A 19,970-nucleotide genomic window follows, 5' to 3' on the forward strand; every position below is an offset into this window, starting at 1 on the left:
CCGGAAAGGGGCTGCATTGATGCGGCCCCTTTTGTGTTTGCCCCAACGCATCGGGTGTGTTATAATAAAAGACAATCCCGATCTGGAAAGGAAATGAGCCATGGCCCCCACCTCTGTACTGCTCCCCGAGGGCGAGCTGCGCGTCGCGCGCTGCGATATGCTGGACAAGCTGATCGCGGTCGGCGATGGAGACGCGGCGCTCCTTTATCTTTATATTCTGCGGCACGGCGGCGCGGCGGACGCGAAAGTGGCCGCGCGGGTGCTGCACCTATCCGGAGAGCGGTATGAACGCGCGGCGTTCACTTTGAACCAGCTCACCGCGCCGGTGCAGGTGTCGGAGACGGACAAGCCTGCGGATGCGCCGCAGTATACGACGGACGAGTTGCGCCGCGCGCGCATGGACGACCACCGCTTCGCGGCCGTCTGCGAGAGCGCGGAGGCCACGCTCGGCCGGACGCTGACCGAGGGGCAGCTCCGCTGCCTGTTGACCGCATACGATCATTTGGGGCTGGACGCGGGGGCGATCATTGAACTGCTGTCCTATCTGAAAAAGGAGAAAGGCACGGTGCGCCTGGCCGATATCAAGCGCGAGGCTTACCAGTGGGCGGATATGGGGATCGTGACCGCGCCGGACGCGCAGCAATACCTGGCGCGTAGGGTGAACGAAAAGCCGCTCAGCGACGCGGTCTATCGGGCGCTTGGCGCCGACCCCGCGCAGCCCGCGCCCAAGGAGCAGCGCGTCTGCCGGTTCGCGCTGGCGCACGGCTTCCCGCCGGAGGCGGTCGAGTTGGCCGTGCGCCGCACGGACAGGCACCAGGGCCGCAGGAGTTTGGATTATACGCTCGGCATCCTGCGCAAGTGGGACGCGGGCGGGGTACATACGGTCAGCGAGATCACCGCGCTCGAACCGGAAGCGCGCGCGGTGGTCGGCCAGACCACCGCCCAGCCGACCGATAGCGCCACACTGGCCGCGTGGGAGCAGGATTGGGCCGCGCGCGTGCGCAGCCACCGCCGCAAAACGGAGGAATAATCTATGGCATATGATAAAAAGGTCCTCGCCGCCGCCCGCCGCGAGCTGGAGCGCGACCGCGCCGCCCGTGCGGGCGAGCTGGAGGCGCGTCGGCGCGAGATATACGCCCGCGAGCCGCGCGTCCGCGCGATCGACCGCGAGCTGGGTACGACCGCCGCGGCCGTACTCAGGGCCGCGCTCGAATCCGGCGGCGATCCCTCTGCCGCGATTGAACAGTTGCGCGTCCGAAACCTTGCCCTGCAGGAGGAACGGGCTGCGCTGCTGCAACAACTCGGCCTGCCGGCTGATTACCTGACGGACAAGCCGATGTGCGCGGCCTGCGGGGACACGGGCTACGCGGGCAGCGCGGTCTGCGCCTGCGTGCGGGAGCGGTACGCCCGTCTCCTCAAAGAGCGGCTGTCCGATATCCTGCCGATCCAGGACCAGAATTTTGCAAAATTCAATATGGCGTATTATTCCACCCGTCCGGATGCGCGGCTTGGCCTGTCCCCGCGCGAAAATATGGAATATAACCTGGACGAATGTAAGGCATACGCGGCGCGGTTCGGAAAGGATTCCCCCAACCTGCTGCTGTACGGCTCGACCGGCCTGGGCAAGACGTTTTTATCCACCTGCATTGCGGAGGCCGTGTCCGCGCGCGGCTTTTCTGTGGCGTATGACACGGCGATCAACATTGTCGCGGCCTATGAAACGATCAAATTCGGCAACGGCGACGGGGAGGCCGCCGCAGAGCGCGCGGCGCGATATGAGCGCGCGGACCTGCTGATTATCGATGACATGGGGACCGAAATGGGGACGGCGTTCACGGTTTCCGCGCTGTACAACCTGATCAATAACCGCCTGATGGCTAAGCGGCCGATGATCGTCAACACCAACCTTCTGCCGGAAACGCTGGGCGAGAAGTATTCGCCCGCCGTAGCCTCCCGCCTGCTGGGGGAATTTATGGCGCTGCGCTTTTTTGGGGACGACATCCGCCTGCTGAAAAAGAAAATGTAAACAATTCTTTCACAGGACGTTCAAATTCTGTTCATATATTCGCGGGGGAAATGGGGTATACTAAGCATGTCGATAAGGGAAGCCGCAATCCCGAATCGACAAGCAGCCTACCGATCTTTTATTTCTCTTTTACCCCCCTTTATTTTGTGAAATGACCGAAAAAGCCCTGGTTCCGTTTCCCCCATGGAACCGGGGCTTTTTCCCGTTCCGCAGAGGAAGCGCTTTGTAAAAAACCTTTTAAAGTCTGTTCAAAAGTTATTCACATATTCGGGCGCGGGCTGCGGTATACTATAACCGTCGAAAGGAATTGGAACGTTCCTGGAAGACAACCTCTTATTACACCTATTTCCCCTTTCTTTCATCTTTTCTTTTATCCTCTTTTTGAGAGCAACGGCTGCGCCCGGCTTCCATTTCCCCCATGGAGGCCGGGCGTTTCCCGTTTACTGGAAGCGCTGGAACGGACGGCCAAAAATCTTTCACAGCCTGTTCAAAATCTATTCACACATTCCGCGGCAAAGCGCGGTATACTGAATACGTCAGCAAGGGAAGCCGCAATCCCGAAGCTGACAGCCTACCGATCTTTTTATTTCTCTTTTACCCCCTTTTTTTGAATCTGTGTAGTGAACTGGCAAAGCGCCGTTGTCTCGTTTCCCCCAACGAGGCAGCGGCGCTTTCCATTTGCAGGGCTAACGCCTGGTCGGCGTGATTACACCACACGCGATTTTAGCGCCAGCGTTGCCGGAAGGCTGGGTCGTGAAATCGTCCGGCTGGCTGTGTACGATAACGGTCCGGCCGAGAATATCCGGCACGCGGAAGCGGTCGGTCAGCACAGCCATCCATGCGAAGCCGGTCAGGTCCGCAAACAGCGGCGGCAGGTCGCCCGCGTGATAGGGGTGCGGGCATCCGGCGGGATTGTAGTGTGTTCCCGCGCCGGCAAACGGGTCGCCAGCGTTGCCGGTGCAGGACGAGCCCTCGTGGATGTGCAGCGCAAAAATGGGCTGCGCACAGGCCATGCGCGTGACCGGCAGGCCGCGCACGGCGGCTGTGACCAGCACGCCCTGCGGCGTCTGGTAAAACGAAACGGTGCCTTCGATGCGTCTCCTGTCCGGCGCGGCCTGCAGCACGGCGGCCGCGTCCGGAAGCCGGTTTTGGATGACCGAGGCAAAATATTGTGAATTGGTTTGTTTCATGGTTGATTCCCTCCGTAAATCATCCTATGCGGCTGCGATTGCCCTTGCGAAAGACGCGGGGATGCGGTATACTAAAAATCAGGCAAGAAAAGATATGTTAGGAGTTGTTAACTATGGGTTGTTCGCATAACTGCGATTCCTGCTCCGCGGGCTGCGGCGGCGAAAAGAGCCTCAAAGTCGCGGCCAATCCCGCGGCAACGGTCAGAAAGGTGATCGGCGTCGTTTCCGGCAAGGGCGGCGTGGGCAAAAGCCTGCTGACCTCGATGCTGTCGGTCGGCATGACGCGCAGGGGCTATACCTGTGGAATTCTGGACGCCGACATTACGGGGCCGTCCATTCCCAAGACGTTCGGTGTGCATGACAAACTGGAGGGCTGCGAGGAGGGCATCCTGCCCGCGCGCAGCGAAGGCGGCGTGCAGATGATCTCGATTAATCTGGTGCTGCCGAACGAGGATGATCCGGTCATCTATCGTGGGCCGATCATCGCGGAAACGGTCAAGCAGTTCTGGTCAGATGTGATTTGGGACGACGTGGATTTCCTGTTCGTCGATATGCCGCCCGGCACGGGCGATGTGCCGCTAACCGTGTTCCAGTCCCTGCCGGTGGACGGCATTCTGGTCGTCACCTCGCCGCAGGACCTGGTTTCGATGATTGTGGGCAAGGCGGTCAAAATGGCAAAGATGATGAATATTCCGCTGATCGGCGTGGTCGAGAATTACAGCTATCTCGCCTGTCCGGACTGCGGCAAGCATATTCCGGTGTTTGGGGAGAGCCGTGTGGACGCGGTTGCGGCGGAGTACGGGCTGCCCGTGCTGGCCAAGCTGCCTATCGACCCGAAGCTCGCCGCAGCGGTCGACGCGGGCAGGATAGAGGACGCTAAGCTGCCGGACGAGCTGGCCGGCGCGCTGAAAGCGGTGGAGGATATCCGATGAACATCGGCGTAGCATATGAAAACGGGCGGATCGCGGGCAATCTGGGTGATTGCCGCACGTTCCTGATTGTTTCTGCGGAGGACGGGAACCCGACAGGCAAGCGCCTTGCCGCGGTGGAAGGCGGGAATACGACCGACCTGATCAAAATGGTGAGCATGGAAAAGGTGGACGCGCTGATCTGCGGCGCGCTCGGCCTTGCGCTGCGCAACGCGCTGGAGATGATCGGCGTGCTGCTTGTGCCGGGCTGCGAGGGAGCGGCGGAAGAAGCGGTCGCCAAGTTCCTGGTGGGCGAAAAACAGGGCGACCCGACCCTGCTGGAGATCGGCCGTGAGGAGGATCCGGACGATCCGATGGCGTGCATGCACGACTGTGCGAAGTGCGCGGGCTGCGGCCCGATCGAGATCCTCCGCCAGATACCCGCGGAGGAAGCGGGGGAATAAGGCATAAACGGCGTGTTCCTTGGGGCGCGTCGTTTTTTCAGATGAAAAAGAGTTCGCGCTGCTGGTCCGCCCAGTGCGAGGGTTTGGCATCGGCATGGGCGTGCATCGGGCATAGGGATGCAAAAACGGACGGGGGAAATCGTATTTTTCTCCAAAAATACCGATGCAATTTGCACGGGAGTGTTGTATAATACTCGTGTAACTGAAAAATGGGCGATTGCGCCCAGAACGAAAGGATTTTCAGGATGATGGATATTTCCGCCGCCCTGGTTGGCGGTCTGTTTGACGAGGATGGCGTTCCGGCTTACGCCCGTCCGGTGCTGTTCGGCACGGCGGGGGATGCGGTAAGCGCCTATCTGCCCGACGCGGTGGGTGCGCGCTTTTTCGTGCAGGGAGAGGGCGAGCCGCAGGTTGCGGGGACAGTGTGCGTCGCGGCGCAGGAGGACGGCCGTTTTGCCGCGCTAAAAGCGCTGCCCGCATGCGGGCATGTGCTGGTGATCGCGGCGCCGTTTGCCCTGACTGAACAGGATGCGCTGTACCATCTGGTGCAGACGCATACGGCCGCCGGCTATGGCGTGAGCGTGCTGGCCGCCGAGCAGCAGGGCTTTGACGCGGAAGGGCAGCCCCTCCCGCACGACGAGCGCTGCGTTGTGGCGGTATTTGCCTATGAGGTGCTGCAGAAGGCGCTGGCGGCGGGTTCGGATTCGCTGGACAGCCTGGTCGCCGCGGCGGTCGCCGCGGGCGCGCAGAAAGGCGTTGCGGTCACAAACGAGATTGTTGAGATCCGCGACGGGGGCTCGGCGTTTATCGCGTTCCGAGCCATGGTCAATCAGGTCAACTTCGGCCTGATCGAACAGGGCGTGCAGATTTTCGACCCCGCGAACACCTATATCGCGCCGGACGCTGAGATCGCCCCGGGCGCCACCATCCTGCCCGGCTGCCATATCCGTTCGGGCTGCAAGGTGGGTGCGGGTGCGGTCATCGGACCGAATTCCATTCTGGAAAAAGCGGAGATCGGCGCGGGTACCACGGTCAACAATTCCCAGGTGTACGAGTCCACGGTCGGCGCGCACGCCACGGTCGGCCCGTTCGCCTATATCCGCCCGCAGTGCGTGGTGGGCGACCATTGCCGCATCGGGGATTTTGTTGAGCTGAAAAAATCCTCCATCGGCAACGGCACCAAGGTGTCGCACCTGACCTATATCGGCGACGCGACCGTCGGCGAGCGGGTCAACTTCGGCTGCGGCACGGTGGTTGTCAATTACGACGGATATCACAAAAACCAGACCGTGATCGGGGACGACTGTTTTATCGGCTGCAATACCAACTTGGTTTCGCCTGTCACGCTGGGCGACCGCGTGTTCACCGCGGCCGGCACCACGGTGACGAAAAACGTGCCGGATGGCGCGCTGGCGGTCGCGCGCGCGCGGCAGACTACGCTCGAGGGATGGAACGACCGCCGCCGCGCGGCGCACGAAAAAGAAAAGGACCAATAAAACAGACATAAAAAATATGACGGAGGGGCAAATCGAATGATTTCTCACGGAAAAAACATTAAAATCCTGTCCGGCAACTCGCATCCGGCGCTCGCCATGCAGATCGCGTCGGCGCTCGGCCTGCCGATCGGCAAATCCCTGATCTCCACCTTTGCGGATGGGGAGATTTCGGTGTCCATTATGGAATCGGTGCGCGGCTCGGATGTGTTCCTGGTGCAGTCCACCTGCGGTCCGGTGAACAACAACCTGATGGAGCTGCTCATCATGATCGATTCCTGCAAGCGCGCGTCCGCGGGCCGCATCACGGCGGTCATCCCGTATTTCGGCTATGCGCGGCAGGACCGTAAGAGCAAGGCACGCGACCCGATCTCCGCCAAGCTGGTGGCCAACCTGATCACGGCCGCGGGTGCGGACCGCGTGCTGACCATGGACCTGCATGCGGCGCAGATCCAGGGCTTTTTCGACATACCGGTGGACAATATGCTCGGCTCCTCCGTACTCATCCCGTATATCGCGGGCAAGTTCGGCGTCGGCACGGACGATACGGTTATCGTCTCGCCCGACCTCGGCTCGGTCACGCGCGCGCGGAAATTCACCGAAAAGCTGGACATGCCGCTTGCGATTATCGACAAGCGCCGCCCCAAGGCGAACGTGTCCGAGGTCATGAACATCATCGGCAACGTCGAGGGGAAGAAATGTATCCTGGTGGACGACCTGATCGACACCGCCGGCACGCTGTGCCATGCGGCGGACGCGCTGGTGGAAAAGGGTGGCGCGACCGAGGTGTACGCCTGCGCCACGCACGGCGTGCTCTCCGGCCCCGCGATCGAGCGCATCAAGGACAGCCCGATCAAGGAGCTGGCGATCCTGGATACCATCCCGCTGGCGAGCGAGAAAAAGCTGGACAAGATTAACGTCCTGTCCGTGGCGCCAGTGTTTACTGAGGCGATCGCGCGTATTTACGAGGAAGTATCGGTATCGACGCTCTTCGACTGAGCAGCGGGGCGGCCCTTTGTTAAAAATGCCGCGCAGGCTGCGGCTTGAAATGAGAATGGGGGAGGCGGACAGTCGGTTGTCCGCCTCCTTTTTAAGAAAGGAGCGTATATGCGGAAAGCGGTTGCCTATCTGGCGGTCAGCCTGGATGGATATATCGCGGACGCAGACGGCGGCGTGGGCTGGCTGGGCGCGTTTGCAGACGAGCAGGAGGACAGAGGTTACGAGGCGTTTGTGCAGAGCGTGGACACGGTCGTGATGGGCGGGCGGACCTACCGCCAGGTCGCGGAAGAACTCTCGCCCGGCGCGTGGCCGTACGAGGGGCTGGATTGCTGGGTCTGGACGCAGCAAAACGGCCCGCTGCCTCACGCGCGCCGTATTGAGGGCGGGCTGGCGGCCTGGCTGCATGCGGAAAAGCAAAAGGCTGGCAGGGGGATCTGGCTGTGCGGCGGCGCGGCGCTGATCGCGGCGGCATCGGACGCGGGCGAGGTCGACCGCTGGCACCTGACCGTGCTGCCCGTCCTGCTGGGCGGTGGCATCCGGCTGTTTCCCGAGGGGCGGGCGCAGCGCCTGCGTCTGGTTTCCGTGCGGCAGGTGGGCGGTGCCGCAGAGCTGATCTATGAGCCGGCGATGGGGTAAAATACCGGTGCAACGCACCGTAGTGGACAAAAGCGTCCGGCTGGTATGCCGGACGCGAGGTGATGACATTCGGAGAAAAGCTCAAAGCAATTCGCATCAAAGCGGAATGCTCGCAGGAGGAGACGGAAACAACCGGAGGGAGCCGCTGCTGGGACATTTCTCTGTATGATATTGTGGCGCAGCTGCGAAAAACAAACAAGAGGTGAAGCAATGAAAGTATTGGCGGTTGGCGACGTGGTCGGCGAGGCGGGGATCGATACCCTGCACGGCCTGCTGCGCCGCGTCAAACGGGAACACGGGGCGGATTTTGTCATTGTCAACGGTGAAAACGCCGCAGGGCGCGGCATCATGCCAAAGCAGGCGGACGATATTTTTTCCGCGGGCGCGGATATCATCACGCTGGGCAACCATGCGTTTTCCAAGCAACAGATCGCGCCCTATCTGGATGAGCATCCGGACGTGCTGCGTCCGGCCAACCTCGCCCCGCAGAGCCCAGGGCGAGGCTGGGGCGTTTTCGACGGGCCGCAGGGCTTGCGCCTGCTCGTGATGAACCTGATCGGCCGCTGCGATATGCACTACGGGCCGGATAACCCGTTCCTGTGCGCGGATAAAATCCTGCGCGAGGCGGCGGGACAGTACGATATCGCGCTCGCCGAGATCCATGCAAACGCCACCAGCGAAAAGCTCGCCATGGGCTATTATCTGGATGGGCGCGCGGCCGCGGTCTGGGGGACGCACACCCATGTGCAGACCGCGGACAACCGCGTCAACCCCAAGGGCGCGGGCTATATCACGGATATCGGCATGACCGGTCCGGTCGTGTCCGTGCTGGGGGTGTGCGTGGAGCAGTCGGTCGCCATGTTCCGCGGCGACCTGACTGAATATTTCAAAACCGCCCCCGGCGACTGTGCGCTTTCGGGAGCGGTCTTTACGATCGGACGGGACGGCAGATGCGCGTCGGTCGCCCGCGTATGGGAACGGTGGGCCGTCCGCTAAGGGCTATTCGGACAGGATGGCGGTTACAGAATCGTTTGCAGCTTCGGGCAGCAGGGCGTCCCTGGCGGCGTCCTGCTGCCAGTCGTTATAGTCCGTGATGCCCTCGCCCGCATTCGGGTGGAAGTGCGAGTACGCCAGGTCGGCCACGAACAGCGTAAGCAGCACGGCGCACAGCGTGTTCTGCCGGGCAGGGGAGAGCCGGTCGAGCAGCCCGCCGAGCAACGGACCGGCGAAATATACGACCGCGCAGCAGCCCAGGCCGAAGATCACCGCGCCCTCCAGGCAGATACGGCCATTCAGGTTCATGAAGTAGCCGCTGTAATCCCACCAGCGGATGCCCTTGGTGACCTCCAGATACCAACTGGAGAAATACTCGATGACCGAGCAAAGCACCATGGAGACCAGGAAGGTCGCCACCGGCCGGGTGAACAGCTTTTTCAGCAGCAGGAGCACGAGCGCGCCGCCCGCGCCGTAGATGGGCAGCCAAGGGCCGAGCATCGTGCCGCGGTTGACGAACATGCCCTTGGTGACGATGTGCAGCGCGACCTCCCAGACCCAGCCGATGAACGCGAAAGTGAAGAACAGCAGGATAAGCGTGCGCAGGCCGTAATGCCGGTTATAGTCCAGCTTGTGACGCTGGGCGTAGTGGAACACCGGATCCTCCGGTAGGCGCACGTCCGCGTCGGGCAGGCGGGGCTTTTCGCCCGCCGGCGCCGTCTCGCCGAAAGCGGGGACCACAAACAGGGCGGAAAGTGGCGTGCCCGCGTCAAGCTGCGCCTGCCGAAGTGCGGCGTACAGGCCTGCGTCGGTGGCGGAGCGGTAGCCGTTGACGAACAGCAGGGACAGCAGTCCGGCCGCTGCCGCCGCGAGCGACTGGCACAGCGCGACATCGCCGGTCGCCAGGCCGATGGCCGTTCCGAGCACGGTGGAGGCCAGCAGAGGTAAAAAGGTCCAGTGCAGGTAGAACGTCAGGTCAAGCACGAAGCAGCGCCATTTATTGCCCCGCATCATCTGGCGGGACAGACGGAGCGTCTCGGCGGGCCTGGCCTGCGGGTTTTCCGCCAGGATATACGGCACCATGCGGTAGGAGTACAGCTTGACCGGAAAGCCGACGATGGTACACGCCCACAGCAGCAGGAACAGCGAGCGCAGGAACATGCCCTTTGCCACGTTCCGCCAGCAGCCGTGCTGGAAAGGCGTGAACATCGCAGCGATGCTGATATTGTCGCGCACGCGGCTTTCCAGCAGGAAGCGCCGCGCGCCCACGCTGACTGCGCTCAGTACCCAGATGGTGAACCACAGCCCGCCTGCGATGCCAAGCGCGGCCAGCGCGATATCCAGCCAGCCTGCGAACCGCGAGCGCTCGAGCAGCGCAAAAAACGCGGAGAATGGCGCGGTAAGCGTATCAAAGGCCGGCGCGAGGCTCTGGTCAGCCGCGGCCCACATGGGGTGCGTGCCGTCCATCGGGTCGATGCGCAGCCATTCGAGCAGCAGCTCCCAGTTGGACAGGCTGACCGCCTGGATCGCGACCTGGTCGTCCGGCAGCATGGCGGATGGGTCAAACTGGCCGATGAAATCCGCCGACCCCGCAAATTCCGCGCCCGTGAAGGCGAGGATAAAGCATACTGCGACCGTAGCGGCCCAGTTCCGCAAAAACTGCCGCTTACCGCGCCGCTTGAGTTCTTTTCGTTGCCACATAAAAATTGCTTTCCCTTTTTGTTTTTTGTGAATTTGACAAATTATGATGGAGTTTTGACAATGCTTGCCTTTATTCTCGCACCTTTTTATAGTTTCGTCAATGTATTTTTGGCGCGCTGGGTGCTGCGATGGACGGGTGCGTGCCATCGGGTGTTCGGCACGCGGGCGTTCCGCGTGTTGTTCCTGGCCGTTTACAGCTTTGCCGCCTTGACCCCGCTGACTGGCTTTCTGGTGCAGTCCCCGCCCGCGCTGCGGCGGCTGCTCAAGCAGGTAAGCAATTACTGGCTGGGCTGGATGCTGTACCTCCTCCTTGCCGTGCTGGCGGTGGAGGCGCTCCTGGCCTGCCTGCGCCGCATCCAGCGCAGGGACTTCGCGCAAATGCAGCGCGTACGGCAGGTGCAGGGCGGCGCCGCCCTGGCGCTGGTGTGCGCGGTGTGCCTGTACGGCATGGCCAACGCCCGTACGCTGCGCGTGACGGAGTATGCGGTCACGCTGGAGGGCGCGGGGGAAGACATGACCGTCGCGCTGCTGGCCGACCTGCATCTCGGCTACAGCACCGACCCTGCCTATATCGAGCGGGCAGCGCAGGCGGTGAACGATATGCAGCCCGACCTGATCGTGGTCGCGGGGGATATCTTTGACAATGAATACGAAGCCGTGCCGGAGCCTGACCGCATCGCGGCGGCGCTGGCTTCCATGCATAGCACATACGGCGCTTATGCATGCTGGGGCAACCACGACCTGTCTGAGCCGATCCTGGCGGGCTTTACCTGGGACACCGAGGATGAGGAGAAAAACGACCCCCAAATGGCCGGTTTCCTGCGACGCGCGGGGATAAATCTGCTGGAAGATGAAAAAGTTACATTAAAAAACGGCGTCCAGCTCGTCGGCCGCAAGGACCCTTCGCGGGACAGGAAATTGGGGGATGAACGGCTCAGTCCTGCAGAATGGGCTGGCCTGCTCGAACCAGAAAAGCCCGCTTTCGTGATCGACCATCAGCCGAAGGAGCTGGAGGCGCTGGCCGAGGCGGGCTTTGATCTGGATTTGTCCGGACATACGCATGGCGGACAGGTGTTTCCCAGCAACCTGATCATGGGCTTTTTGTGGGAAAATCCCTGCGGAATGGTGCAAATAAAGGACATGTTTTCGGTTGTCACGTCCGGTTTAGGGGTGTGGGGACCGGATATGCGGGTCGGTACGGCAAGCGAGGTCGTAAAAATCAGTGTGCATTTTGGGGGATAATGCACGGAATACAGGTGTCCATATGAGGGAAACACACGAAAATGGAACGCTGAATTTGTACATAGTGCAAGAACTTGAGAGAAAGCTTGCAAAAATTCGAAAATTTATTGACGGCGCCCCAGGTTTTGATGTATGCTATAAATGAACTACAATAGGCCTTGGCAAATTATGTGAAAAAATTGTCGAAGCCGTGTATGGCACACCGATCGAGCGCGTGGGAAACCGCCGGAAAACGGTGTGAAAGGAGGAAAAGAACAGATGAACCAGTTGCTGAAAAAATTTACTTTTACAGACGAACTGACCGATGTCATCGAAAACTGTAAGGGCGTATCCGTGCCAACCAGCAAGGCGGAGCTGTACGACATGGTGTTCGGTCCGGACAAAGCCGATGTATATGACGTTGTGTTCGACGTTCCGGGCAAGGGTCCGGTGAAGGAAGCGGACGTGACCCGCTGCAAGAACGGCGCTTCGGTCAACTTTGTGGAGGACTACATGCGCCGCCGCGAGCCGGACTGCATGCGCATCGCCGACGATAAGCCGACCGATAAAAAGCGTTTCGCCGACGTTTACGGCTATCCCTTCAGCGACCTGCGGAAAGAAACCATGGAGTGGTTCAAGACGCAGGAGCTTATCCTCATGCCGTTTAACTCGGGCGGCAATATCTACGGCTACGGCTCCATGCTGGTCTGCCCCAAGCCGTGCGCGTTCTTCGCGTTCGCGTTGGCACATCTGCAGGGCTTTGTTAACGCTGAGGAGACCGAGGGCTATAAGCCGCGCGCGATCGTTTACGTCGCGCCCCCGTTCCGCCACACCCACTTCGAGGGCAAGCAGGTCGTTGTACACAACCGTCTGGACGACTGCCACGAGGTGTTCTCCTACAACCTGTATCCCGGCCCGTCCGCGAAAAAGGGCGTGTACTCCGTGCTGCTCGATATCGGCGAGCAGGAGGGCTGGACTACCTGCCACACCTCCTGCGGCCGTCTGGTTACGCCGTATGAGAACGAAATGGTTATTATGCACGAGGGCGCGTCCGGCGGCGGCAAGAGCGAGATGCTGCAGGACATTGCCCGCGAGCCGGACAACCGTGTGCTGCTTTCCAAGAACACTGTGACCGGCGAGGAAACCTACCTCAACATGGGACAGACCTGTGCCATCGAGCCGGTGTGCGACGATATGGCGACCTGCTATCCGGCGGTCCAGAACAACTCCGGCAAGCTCGTCCTGGTGGACGGCGAGGACGGCTGGTTCCTCCGCATGGACGGCGTGACCCATTACGGCTGCGATCCGGTATACGAGCGCATCTGCACCGAGCCGAAGGAGCCGCTCTGCTTCTTCAACATGGAGGGCCACGCGGGCGCGACCCTGCTGATATGGGAGCATACGCTCGATTCCAACGGCAAGCCCTGCTCCAACCCGCGCGCGATTGTGCCGCGCTGGGATATCCCTCATATCGTCAAGGAGCCGGTAGAGGTTGACGTGCGCTCGTTCGGTGTGCGCATGCCCCCCTCCACCCGCGAGAACCCGAACTACGGCATCATGGGCATGATGCATATCATCCCGCCCGCACTCGCCTGGCTGTGGCGCCTGGTCGCGCCGCGCGGCTTCAACAACCCGTCCATTGTGACCGGCAACGAGCTGAAGAGCGAGGGCGTCGGCTCCTACTGGCCGTTTGCCACCGGTCTGCGCGTCAAGCAGGCCAATCTGCTGCTCGACCAGATCCTCAAGAGCCCGAACACCCGCTATGTGCTGATCCCGAACCAGCATATCGGCGTGTACAAGGTCGGCTTCGCGGCCGAGTGGATCAGCCGCGAGTACCTGGCGCGCCACGGCGGCGCGAAGATCCGCCGCGAGCATCTCGAGCCGGCGCGCTGCCCGCTGCTTGGCTACGCGATGAAGGATATGACCATCGACGGCCAGCGCATCCGCTCCAAGTACCTGCGCGTCGATACCCAGGACCGTGTGGGCGAGGATGGCTACGATGCCGGCGCGAAGATCCTGACCGACTTCTTCCGCAAGGAGGTTGCCAAGTTTGATACGCCGGATCTCGATCCGCGCGGCAAGCAGATCATCGACTGCTTCATGAACGGCGGCACGCTCGCGGACTACGAAGCGATCACCCCGACCAATCTTTGATCCGCGCGGCGGAAAGAATAACGCAAAACCGCTCAGGGGGATTCCCTGAGCGGTTTTTTAAGTGGGTGTGATGGAAAGCACGGTCAGCACGCCGCCCTCCACGGTGAAGTGCACCTCGAAGCCGGCGAACGGGAACCCGTAGACGCGGCCAGGTTCGTCCTGATAGCCGGGGCGCGGGTCCTGCGCGAGCACCGCAAGCAGGGACTGCCGCCGGCCGGCGGGCAGGCTGTCGAGCAGGCGGGGCGGGCAGGAAACCTGCACGGCGTCCGTGGGCAAGGTGAAGCCGCTCGAAGCCTCAGGATGCGCGTCCGTGTAGGCGAGGTAGGGCTTGATATCCAACAGGGGCGTGCCGTCCATCAGGTCGGCGCCCGACACATGGAGTACCGGCCCGTCCGGCGTCCACGGCTCGACGCGCTCCAGCCGAACCGAGGAAAGGCCGATGGCGTTCGGCCGGAACGGCGAGCGCGTCGCGAATACGCCGACGCGCCGGTTGCCACCGAGCTTGGGCGGGCGCACGGTAGGCGACCAGCCCTCCCGCACGGCTTCGGAAAACTGCCAGATCAGCCACAGGTGGGAAAAACCGTCGATCCCGCGCAGCGCGTCGGCGTTGCGGTAGGGGGGCTCGAATACGATGCGGGCCGGCGTGTCCGCCAGCCCGCTCTGGCGCGGGATGCCGAACTTGGTGGGGAAGTCGCTGCGGATGCGCGCGATGATGTGCATGGGGATGGGATGTGACATGGGGGTGGCTCCTCTGCTTTGGGGTTGTGTCCAGTATAGCATGCCCGCGGCGCCGGCGCAATCCGGCGGCGGAGGGTCCGCGCAGTCTTTTACAGATTGTTAATGCTTTTTCGAATGGAAAGCAGTATAATGGAAGCATACTATCGGAAAGCAGGGGAGAACAATGCCCAAAAAGATATTGATTGTTGAAGATGAAGCGAATATCCGCGAGCTGCTCCGTCTTTATCTGGAGCGGGAGGGCTATACCGTGATAGAAGCGGAAAACGGCGTTGAGGGGATCAAAAAGTGGAAGTCCGAAAAGCCGGACATGCTGCTGCTCGACGTGATGATGCCTGTGATGGACGGCTGGGCCGTCTGCAAGGAGATCCGCGCGGAAAGCGATGTGCCGATCATCATGCTGACCGCGAAGGGCGAGACCGCGGACCGCGTTTCCGGTCTGGAGATGGGGGCGGACGACTATATCGTAAAGCCGCTTGAAATGCCCGAGGTCATCGCGCGCGTGCGCGCGGTGTTCCGCCGCATGGCGCCGGATGACGCGCCGGAGAAGCTGTCTTTCGACAACCTGGTGATCGACAAGCAGGCCTATGACCTGGTCATCCGCGGCAAGCGTGTGGACGCGCCGCCCAAGGAGATCGAGCTGCTGTACTACCTCGCGTCCAGCCCCAACCGCGTGTTTACGCGTGCGCAGCTGCTTGACGATGTGTGGGGCTTCGATTACTTCGGCGATACCCGCACGGTGGATGTACATGTCAAGCGCCTGCGCGAAAAGCTGGAGGGCGTTTCGGATAAATGGGAGCTGAAAACGGTCTGGGGCGTGGGATACAAGTTCGAGACCAAGGAGTAAGCGATGGGCAGACACAGCTTTTTTTTCAAAAACTATGTGACGCACCTGGTGCTGATCGTATGTGCGTTTGCTATGGCGGGCGGTGTGTTTTACTATCAGATGAGCAACTACGCGCTTTCCGCCAAGCAGACCGAGCTGCGCACGACCGTGAAGAGCATCGCGGAGCAGACCGAGCTGCTGCGCGGCAGCACCTCGGAGGAGTTCGAGCAGTTTTACATCCTTTCGATCGCGCGCGTTGCCAAGGAGGACGCCATCACCGTGCTGGTCACGGATGAGGACGGTATCATCCAGATGGCCGCCGCGCCGGATGGAACGGCCTACACCATGCCAGGCTATATGATTCCGCCCGAGGTCACCAGCCAGGTGCGCACATCCGGCACGTATGCCGCGGTCGGGTCGCTCGGCGTGCTGACCGCGGCGTCGAGCTATACGGTCGGTACGACGGTGATCAATGAGACGGGTGAGATTACCGCTCTGGTGTTTGTCTCCGCGCAGGACCCGGAGACCGCGGGCGTGGTGCGCCACTCCACACAGACCCTGGTGCTGATCCTGCTGATTACGCTGGTGGTCCTGCTGATTATTTCGTTTATCATTTCGCAGCATGTCACCCGCCCGCTCAAGGTGATCGCGGCGGCGGCGAAGGAATTCGCGGCCGGCAATTTTGATGTGCGCGTGCCAGAGGACAACCGTTCGTATGAGATAGACGAGCTGGCGGTGTCGTTCAATAACATGGCGCGCGACCTGAACCAGCTCGAGGAGCTGACGCGCGGCTTCATCTCCAACGTCAGCCACGAGTTCAAGACCCCGATGACGACGATCGGCGGCTTTGTGGATGGGATGATCGACGGCACCATCCTCCCCGACCAGCATGACAAATACCTGCGCATCATTGCCGAGGAGACGCGCCGCCTGTCCCGCATGGTGAACCGCATGCTGGATGCGGCCAAGATACAGTCGGGAGAGTTGCTGCTCGCGCCCGCGCCGTTCGATTTTTCCGAGATGACCAGCCAGATCATCCTTTCGTTCGAGCAGAAGATTGAAAAGAAGCGGCTCGACGTGGCGTGCGAGCTGGACGACCGGCTGATGGTCATGGGTGATCGCGACCATCTGTACCGCGTGGTATATAACCTGGTGGACAACGCGGTCAAATTCATCAATGAGGGCGGCCGGCTCACGCTGCGCGCCCATCCGGAGGGGACGTTCTGCGCCTTTTCCATCAGCAACACGGGCGCGGGTATTTCGGCGGAGGAGCTGCCGCATGTGTTCGACCGCTTTTACAAGGCCGACCGCTCGCGCTCCTTGGACAAGACAGGGGCGGGGCTGGGGCTGTATATCGTCAAAAACATCATCAACCTGCACGGCGGGGAGATATCCGTCCGTTCGGATGACGGGGAAACCGAGTTCTCGTTTACGCTGCCGCTGGCCCCGCCGCAGCTGCCGGGCAGCAAACAATGACGCGCTGCGCGCAGCGGCGGAGGACCGGCCGGTCCTCCGCCGTTTTTTGCACACGGGGCCGAATTCATGATTTGTTCATATTGTTTTCAACAAACTGCCACAATGGCGGGTTAGAATGAAAGCACAAAACCGATAGGGAGGCCATTACAATGGACGACTTCAATAACAACTATACGCCGGCCCCGGGCGGCGATGACCATACTGAACCGCAGCAGCCCGTTATGGAGCCGCAGAATGAAACGCCGGCACAGCCGGCTCAGGGAACGCAGGAGACGCCGCGGGAAGAGCCGCAGGCATCCGGCGCGCCTCGCGCCGAAGAACCGCGCACTCCGTACCAGACGCCGGTGCAGCATCCAGCGTACCAGGCCCCATACCAGGCGCCGCATGCCGAACCGGCCGGCCAGCCGCAGCCGCCGAAAAAGAAGAAAGGGCGCGGGAAGGGCATTGTCATCGGCCTGTGCAGCGTCGCGGCGGCCTGCCTGCTGTTTGCAGGCGGTGCGGTGATCGGGCATATCGTTTCCAATAACGGCGGCGCGCCTGCGGGAGGCGGCACCACGGCGGGCAGCATGCCCACCGTGCAGATATCCGACACGCCGGAATACGATCCGGATAATTACGACGTGGTCAACGGTCTGGCGGGCGAGGAGATCTACAAAAAAGTAAGCCCGTCGATCGTATCGGTCATTGCGACCGGTGGCAGCGGGTCGGGCGTTATCATGAGCGAGGACGGTTACATCATCACCAATAACCATGTTGTCGAGGACGCGGAGCAGGTGATGGTCCAGCTCAGCGACGGGACGCAGATGCCGGCCGAGATCATCGGCACGGACGAGCAGACCGACCTGGCGGTACTCAAGGTGGAGCCGGACGGGACGCTTACGGCGGCCGAGTTCGGCAATTCGGATGAGCTGCAGCCCGGCGAATATGCGTACGCGCTCGGTTCGCCCGGCGGCGTGCAGTTTGCCAACACGATCACGGGCGGCCGCATTTCCGCGATCAACCGCGACGTGACCATCAACGACCGCGTGATGACCCTGATCCAGACCGACGCTTCTATTAACCCGGGCAACTCGGGCGGCGCGCTGATTAACAAATACGGGCAGGTGGTCGGCATTACCTCTGCCAAGCTTTCGAGCAATGCGTTCAGCGAGGCGTCGATCGAGGGCATGGGCTTCGCCATCCCGATCAACATGGCCAAGGAGGTCGTCGATGAGCTGATTGTCAACGGCTATGTCGCGGGGCGTCCGTCCATCGGCATTTCGGGATATAATGTGGAATCCGCGGACGGTAGCATCGCGGGCGTGCAGGTGGACTCGATCGACTCGCGCGCCAAGGCGGCCGACGAGGGGCTGCAGGTTGGCGACGTCATTGTAGCGGTGGATGGTACGCCTACCCCGACCATGGACGACGTGAATGAAGTCAAGGAAGACAAAAAGGCAGGCGACAAGATCACGCTGACGGTTTACCGCATTTCGACCGGCAAACGGCTCAACGTCACGATCACACTGATGGACGCGCACGACCTGGAGGGCGAGGATCCGGCTGCGCAGGACGCGCAGAGCCAGCAGGATGATGGTTCGCAGTATTACCAAAGCCCGTTTCCGTTCTTCGGCTGGTAACGTACCTCACTGAACGCATACGGATTTCAGTGAGGTGGGACGCACCGCGGCGCGGCCGCGGATGCGTCCAAAGCTCCGGCGCGCGCAGCGCGCGAAGCCTTACTCCACACTGGTATAAAAGCCGAGGCGCTTGTCCTCGGCTTTTATGAAAACAGGCCGCTTCTGCGGCCTGTTTTCTGTTTGATGCGCGCCTTGCGGTGCGTTTTTTTGTGTGCGGTTACTTTTCGTATTGCTCCGCGAGCTGCTGGCTGATGAACTGGCGCGCCGTGCGGGGGGAGCGCCCGTTCCGGCGCAGCGCGAAGCGCTCGGCCAGCAGGTGAAGCTGCTCGCCGGACAGCGCCAGGCCGTTCTCCGCGGCGAGCTGATCGACGATGTACAGGTACTCGTCCTTGTCCGGCACGGAGAACGTGATCTCCAGCCCGAAGCGGTCGGAGAGCGAGGTCACGGTTTCCAGGCTGTCGCGCACGCGCACCTCGTCGCCCTCGCGGTCCGCGAAGGTCTCGCGGATCAGGTGGCGGCGGTTGCTGGTCGCATAGATGACCAGATTGGAGGGCTTACCCGCCAGTCCGCCCTCGATAAAGGCCTTGAGCGCGGCGAAGTTGTCGTCCTCCCGACTGAAGGAGAGGTCGTCCAGGAATACGATGAAGCGGAACGGGGAACGGAGCGTGTCCGCGAAGATGCGCGGGAAGCAGGCGATATGCCGCGGCGACATCTCGATGATCTTCAGGCCGCGCTCGGCGTATTCGTTGACCACCGCCTTGACGGTAGAGGATTTGCCCGTCCCCTTGTCGCCGTAGAGCAGGATGTTGTTGGCCTCGCGACCATCCAGGAACGCGCGGGTATTTTTGAGGATCTGCTGCTTCTGGCGCTCATAGCCGGGCAGGTCGCGCAGGCGGATGGCGTCCGGATGCCCGATCGGCGTCACCGTACCGTCATCCTGTACAGCGAAAGCGGAGGCCTGTGCGAAAAAGCCGTAGCCCTGCGCGCGGTAAAAGCTGGCCAGCGCCGCCCCGTCGCGGAACGGTAGGGGAGCGGCGGCCGGATAATCCGGCAGGTCGCGTAGCGCGGGCATGCGGTATACGCCGGCGGCCGCGGACTTGAGCGTATTGCCGTCCAAGGCGAGCAGGGCGTTGAGCGCCTGGATATCGTGCGTGGCCGCGCCCAGCAGGGTGGCGGAGGGCGCGGCCAGCGTATCGGTCATGGTGTTGACATCAAAATGCACCGCGTCCAGCATGGCGCGGTTGACGTCGCCGCAGGCGAAGATCTGGGCGCACAGCGCGCCGTAGGCCCGCGCGAAATCCGCGTCGTCGGTCTTGAGCGCGTCAAAGACCGCGAGGTAGGACGAGACGAACGGGTGCCGCTGCAGGCCGCGCAGCACGGAAAGCGCCCGCACGCGCAGCGAAAGGATAGAAAGCTCCATTTGTTTCACTTCCAAACTGTATTTTTTCGATCGGTTCCAGCATAACACACTTCGGCGGCTTTTTCAACATAGCATGAGAATAGACTATGCTTGGAGGGAGAGACAAACA

Annotated in this window: 17 protein-coding genes; 13 read left to right on the top strand and 4 right to left on the bottom strand. The window is 61.7% G+C overall.

Annotated features, from left to right (window positions below; genetic code table 11):
• Nucleotides 1-100 precede the first annotated feature (100 nt).
• Together OCV66_RS09315 and OCV66_RS09320 are read left to right on the top strand one after the other, a co-directional pair.
• Nucleotides 101-1,030, top strand: a complete 930-nt coding sequence (locus OCV66_RS09315; RefSeq protein WP_054327488.1) for a DnaD domain-containing protein — start codon at nucleotides 101-103, stop codon at nucleotides 1,028-1,030.
• 3 nt (nucleotides 1,031-1,033) lie between these two features.
• Entirely contained in the window at nucleotides 1,034-2,026 is a 993-nt protein-coding gene (locus tag OCV66_RS09320; RefSeq protein ID WP_054327487.1) for an ATP-binding protein, read from the top strand.
• A gap of 686 nt (nucleotides 2,027-2,712) precedes the next feature.
• On the opposite strand, the gene OCV66_RS09325 is transcribed toward OCV66_RS09320, so the two are convergent.
• Nucleotides 2,713-3,216, bottom strand: coding sequence for a superoxide dismutase family protein (locus OCV66_RS09325; RefSeq protein WP_054327486.1), 504 nt, complete (start codon nucleotides 3,214-3,216; stop codon nucleotides 2,713-2,715).
• Between the two features lie 113 nt (nucleotides 3,217-3,329).
• Here OCV66_RS09325 and OCV66_RS09330 point away from each other — a divergent pair, with 113 nt between their 5' ends.
• The 6 genes from OCV66_RS09330 (at nucleotide 3,330) to OCV66_RS09355 (ending at nucleotide 8,712) form a co-directional block, all read left to right on the top strand.
• A complete protein-coding gene (locus tag OCV66_RS09330) occupies nucleotides 3,330-4,148 on the top strand; it encodes a P-loop NTPase (RefSeq protein WP_054327485.1) in 819 nt (272 codons plus the stop codon).
• Complete coding sequence (locus OCV66_RS09335; protein WP_054327484.1) at nucleotides 4,145-4,588, top strand: NifB/NifX family molybdenum-iron cluster-binding protein; 444 nt, start codon at nucleotides 4,145-4,147, stop codon at nucleotides 4,586-4,588. Before OCV66_RS09330 ends, OCV66_RS09335 begins: the two co-directional genes overlap by 4 nt.
• Nucleotides 4,589-4,833: 245 nt before the next feature.
• Nucleotides 4,834-6,084: a DapH/DapD/GlmU-related protein gene (locus tag OCV66_RS09340; RefSeq protein ID WP_147574187.1), complete on the top strand. Its 1,251-nt coding sequence runs from the start codon at nucleotides 4,834-4,836 to the stop codon at nucleotides 6,082-6,084.
• Between the two features lie 36 nt (nucleotides 6,085-6,120).
• A complete protein-coding gene (locus OCV66_RS09345; RefSeq protein WP_054327482.1) occupies nucleotides 6,121-7,080 on the top strand; it encodes a ribose-phosphate diphosphokinase in 960 nt (319 codons plus the stop codon).
• 108 nt (nucleotides 7,081-7,188) lie between these two features.
• Nucleotides 7,189-7,716, top strand: a complete 528-nt coding sequence (locus OCV66_RS09350) for a dihydrofolate reductase family protein (protein WP_054327481.1) — start codon at nucleotides 7,189-7,191, stop codon at nucleotides 7,714-7,716.
• Nucleotides 7,717-7,926: 210 nt separating this feature from the next.
• Nucleotides 7,927-8,712 carry a TIGR00282 family metallophosphoesterase gene (locus OCV66_RS09355; RefSeq protein ID WP_054327480.1) on the top strand — a complete coding sequence of 262 codons (786 nt, stop codon included), beginning with the start codon at nucleotides 7,927-7,929 and terminating at the stop codon, nucleotides 8,710-8,712.
• 3 nt (nucleotides 8,713-8,715) lie between these two features.
• On the opposite strand, the gene OCV66_RS09360 is transcribed toward OCV66_RS09355, so the two are convergent.
• A complete protein-coding gene (locus OCV66_RS09360; RefSeq protein WP_262564328.1) occupies nucleotides 8,716-10,410 on the bottom strand; it encodes a DUF975 family protein in 1,695 nt (564 codons plus the stop codon).
• Nucleotides 10,411-10,470: 60 nt separating this feature from the next.
• Here OCV66_RS09360 and OCV66_RS09365 point away from each other — a divergent pair, with 60 nt between their 5' ends.
• Nucleotides 10,471-11,652 (top strand): metallophosphoesterase, encoded by a 1,182-nt coding sequence (locus tag OCV66_RS09365; protein ID WP_147574203.1) that lies wholly within the window; start codon nucleotides 10,471-10,473, stop codon nucleotides 11,650-11,652.
• A gap of 258 nt (nucleotides 11,653-11,910) precedes the next feature.
• The gene (locus OCV66_RS09370) at nucleotides 11,911-13,785 is read left to right on the top strand and encodes a DUF4914 family protein (protein WP_054327476.1); all 1,875 of its coding nucleotides are present in this window, start codon (nucleotides 11,911-11,913) and stop codon (nucleotides 13,783-13,785) included.
• A gap of 57 nt (nucleotides 13,786-13,842) precedes the next feature.
• Here the strand turns inward: OCV66_RS09370 and tsaA are convergent, their stop codons facing one another.
• Nucleotides 13,843-14,523 (bottom strand): tRNA (N6-threonylcarbamoyladenosine(37)-N6)-methyltransferase TrmO, encoded by a 681-nt coding sequence (gene tsaA / locus OCV66_RS09375; protein ID WP_147574189.1) that lies wholly within the window; start codon nucleotides 14,521-14,523, stop codon nucleotides 13,843-13,845.
• Between the two features lie 163 nt (nucleotides 14,524-14,686).
• Here tsaA and OCV66_RS09380 point away from each other — a divergent pair, with 163 nt between their 5' ends.
• The 3 genes from OCV66_RS09380 (at nucleotide 14,687) to OCV66_RS09390 (ending at nucleotide 18,441) form a co-directional block, all read left to right on the top strand.
• A complete protein-coding gene (locus tag OCV66_RS09380; RefSeq protein WP_054327475.1) occupies nucleotides 14,687-15,367 on the top strand; it encodes a response regulator transcription factor in 681 nt (226 codons plus the stop codon).
• Nucleotides 15,368-15,370: 3 nt separating this feature from the next.
• Complete coding sequence (locus OCV66_RS09385; protein WP_147574190.1) at nucleotides 15,371-16,822, top strand: HAMP domain-containing sensor histidine kinase; 1,452 nt, start codon at nucleotides 15,371-15,373, stop codon at nucleotides 16,820-16,822.
• A gap of 149 nt (nucleotides 16,823-16,971) precedes the next feature.
• The gene (locus OCV66_RS09390; protein ID WP_054327473.1) at nucleotides 16,972-18,441 is read left to right on the top strand and encodes a S1C family serine protease; all 1,470 of its coding nucleotides are present in this window, start codon (nucleotides 16,972-16,974) and stop codon (nucleotides 18,439-18,441) included.
• 217 nt (nucleotides 18,442-18,658) lie between these two features.
• Here the strand turns inward: OCV66_RS09390 and OCV66_RS09395 are convergent, their stop codons facing one another.
• Nucleotides 18,659-19,861 (bottom strand): ATP-binding protein, encoded by a 1,203-nt coding sequence (locus OCV66_RS09395; RefSeq protein WP_054327472.1) that lies wholly within the window; start codon nucleotides 19,859-19,861, stop codon nucleotides 18,659-18,661.
• Nucleotides 19,862-19,970: the final 109 nt, after the last annotated feature.

It is taken from the genome of Agathobaculum ammoniilyticum (assembly GCF_025567315.1).
GTDB lineage: Bacteria > Bacillota > Clostridia > Oscillospirales > Butyricicoccaceae > Agathobaculum > Agathobaculum ammoniilyticum.

Bases quoted from the DNA above. Each gene is read 5' to 3' on its own strand.
- OCV66_RS09315 (WP_054327488.1), top strand. From the start codon at position 101: ATGGCCCCCACCTCTGTACTGCTCCCCGAGGGCGAGCTGCGCGTCGCG.
- OCV66_RS09320 (WP_054327487.1), top strand. From the start codon at position 1,034: ATGGCATATGATAAAAAGGTCCTCGCCGCCGCCCGCCGCGAGCTGGAG.
- OCV66_RS09325 (WP_054327486.1), bottom strand. From the start codon at position 3,216: ATGAAACAAACCAATTCACAATATTTTGCCTCGGTCATCCAAAACCGG.
- OCV66_RS09330 (WP_054327485.1), top strand. From the start codon at position 3,330: ATGGGTTGTTCGCATAACTGCGATTCCTGCTCCGCGGGCTGCGGCGGC.
- OCV66_RS09335 (WP_054327484.1), top strand. From the start codon at position 4,145: ATGAACATCGGCGTAGCATATGAAAACGGGCGGATCGCGGGCAATCTG.
- OCV66_RS09340 (WP_147574187.1), top strand. From the start codon at position 4,834: ATGATGGATATTTCCGCCGCCCTGGTTGGCGGTCTGTTTGACGAGGAT.
- OCV66_RS09345 (WP_054327482.1), top strand. From the start codon at position 6,121: ATGATTTCTCACGGAAAAAACATTAAAATCCTGTCCGGCAACTCGCAT.
- OCV66_RS09350 (WP_054327481.1), top strand. From the start codon at position 7,189: ATGCGGAAAGCGGTTGCCTATCTGGCGGTCAGCCTGGATGGATATATC.
- OCV66_RS09355 (WP_054327480.1), top strand. From the start codon at position 7,927: ATGAAAGTATTGGCGGTTGGCGACGTGGTCGGCGAGGCGGGGATCGAT.
- OCV66_RS09360 (WP_262564328.1), bottom strand. From the start codon at position 10,410: ATGTGGCAACGAAAAGAACTCAAGCGGCGCGGTAAGCGGCAGTTTTTG.
- OCV66_RS09365 (WP_147574203.1), top strand. From the start codon at position 10,471: ATGCTTGCCTTTATTCTCGCACCTTTTTATAGTTTCGTCAATGTATTT.
- OCV66_RS09370 (WP_054327476.1), top strand. From the start codon at position 11,911: ATGAACCAGTTGCTGAAAAAATTTACTTTTACAGACGAACTGACCGAT.
- tsaA (WP_147574189.1), bottom strand. From the start codon at position 14,523: ATGTCACATCCCATCCCCATGCACATCATCGCGCGCATCCGCAGCGAC.
- OCV66_RS09380 (WP_054327475.1), top strand. From the start codon at position 14,687: ATGCCCAAAAAGATATTGATTGTTGAAGATGAAGCGAATATCCGCGAG.
- OCV66_RS09385 (WP_147574190.1), top strand. From the start codon at position 15,371: ATGGGCAGACACAGCTTTTTTTTCAAAAACTATGTGACGCACCTGGTG.
- OCV66_RS09390 (WP_054327473.1), top strand. From the start codon at position 16,972: ATGGACGACTTCAATAACAACTATACGCCGGCCCCGGGCGGCGATGAC.
- OCV66_RS09395 (WP_054327472.1), bottom strand. From the start codon at position 19,861: ATGGAGCTTTCTATCCTTTCGCTGCGCGTGCGGGCGCTTTCCGTGCTG.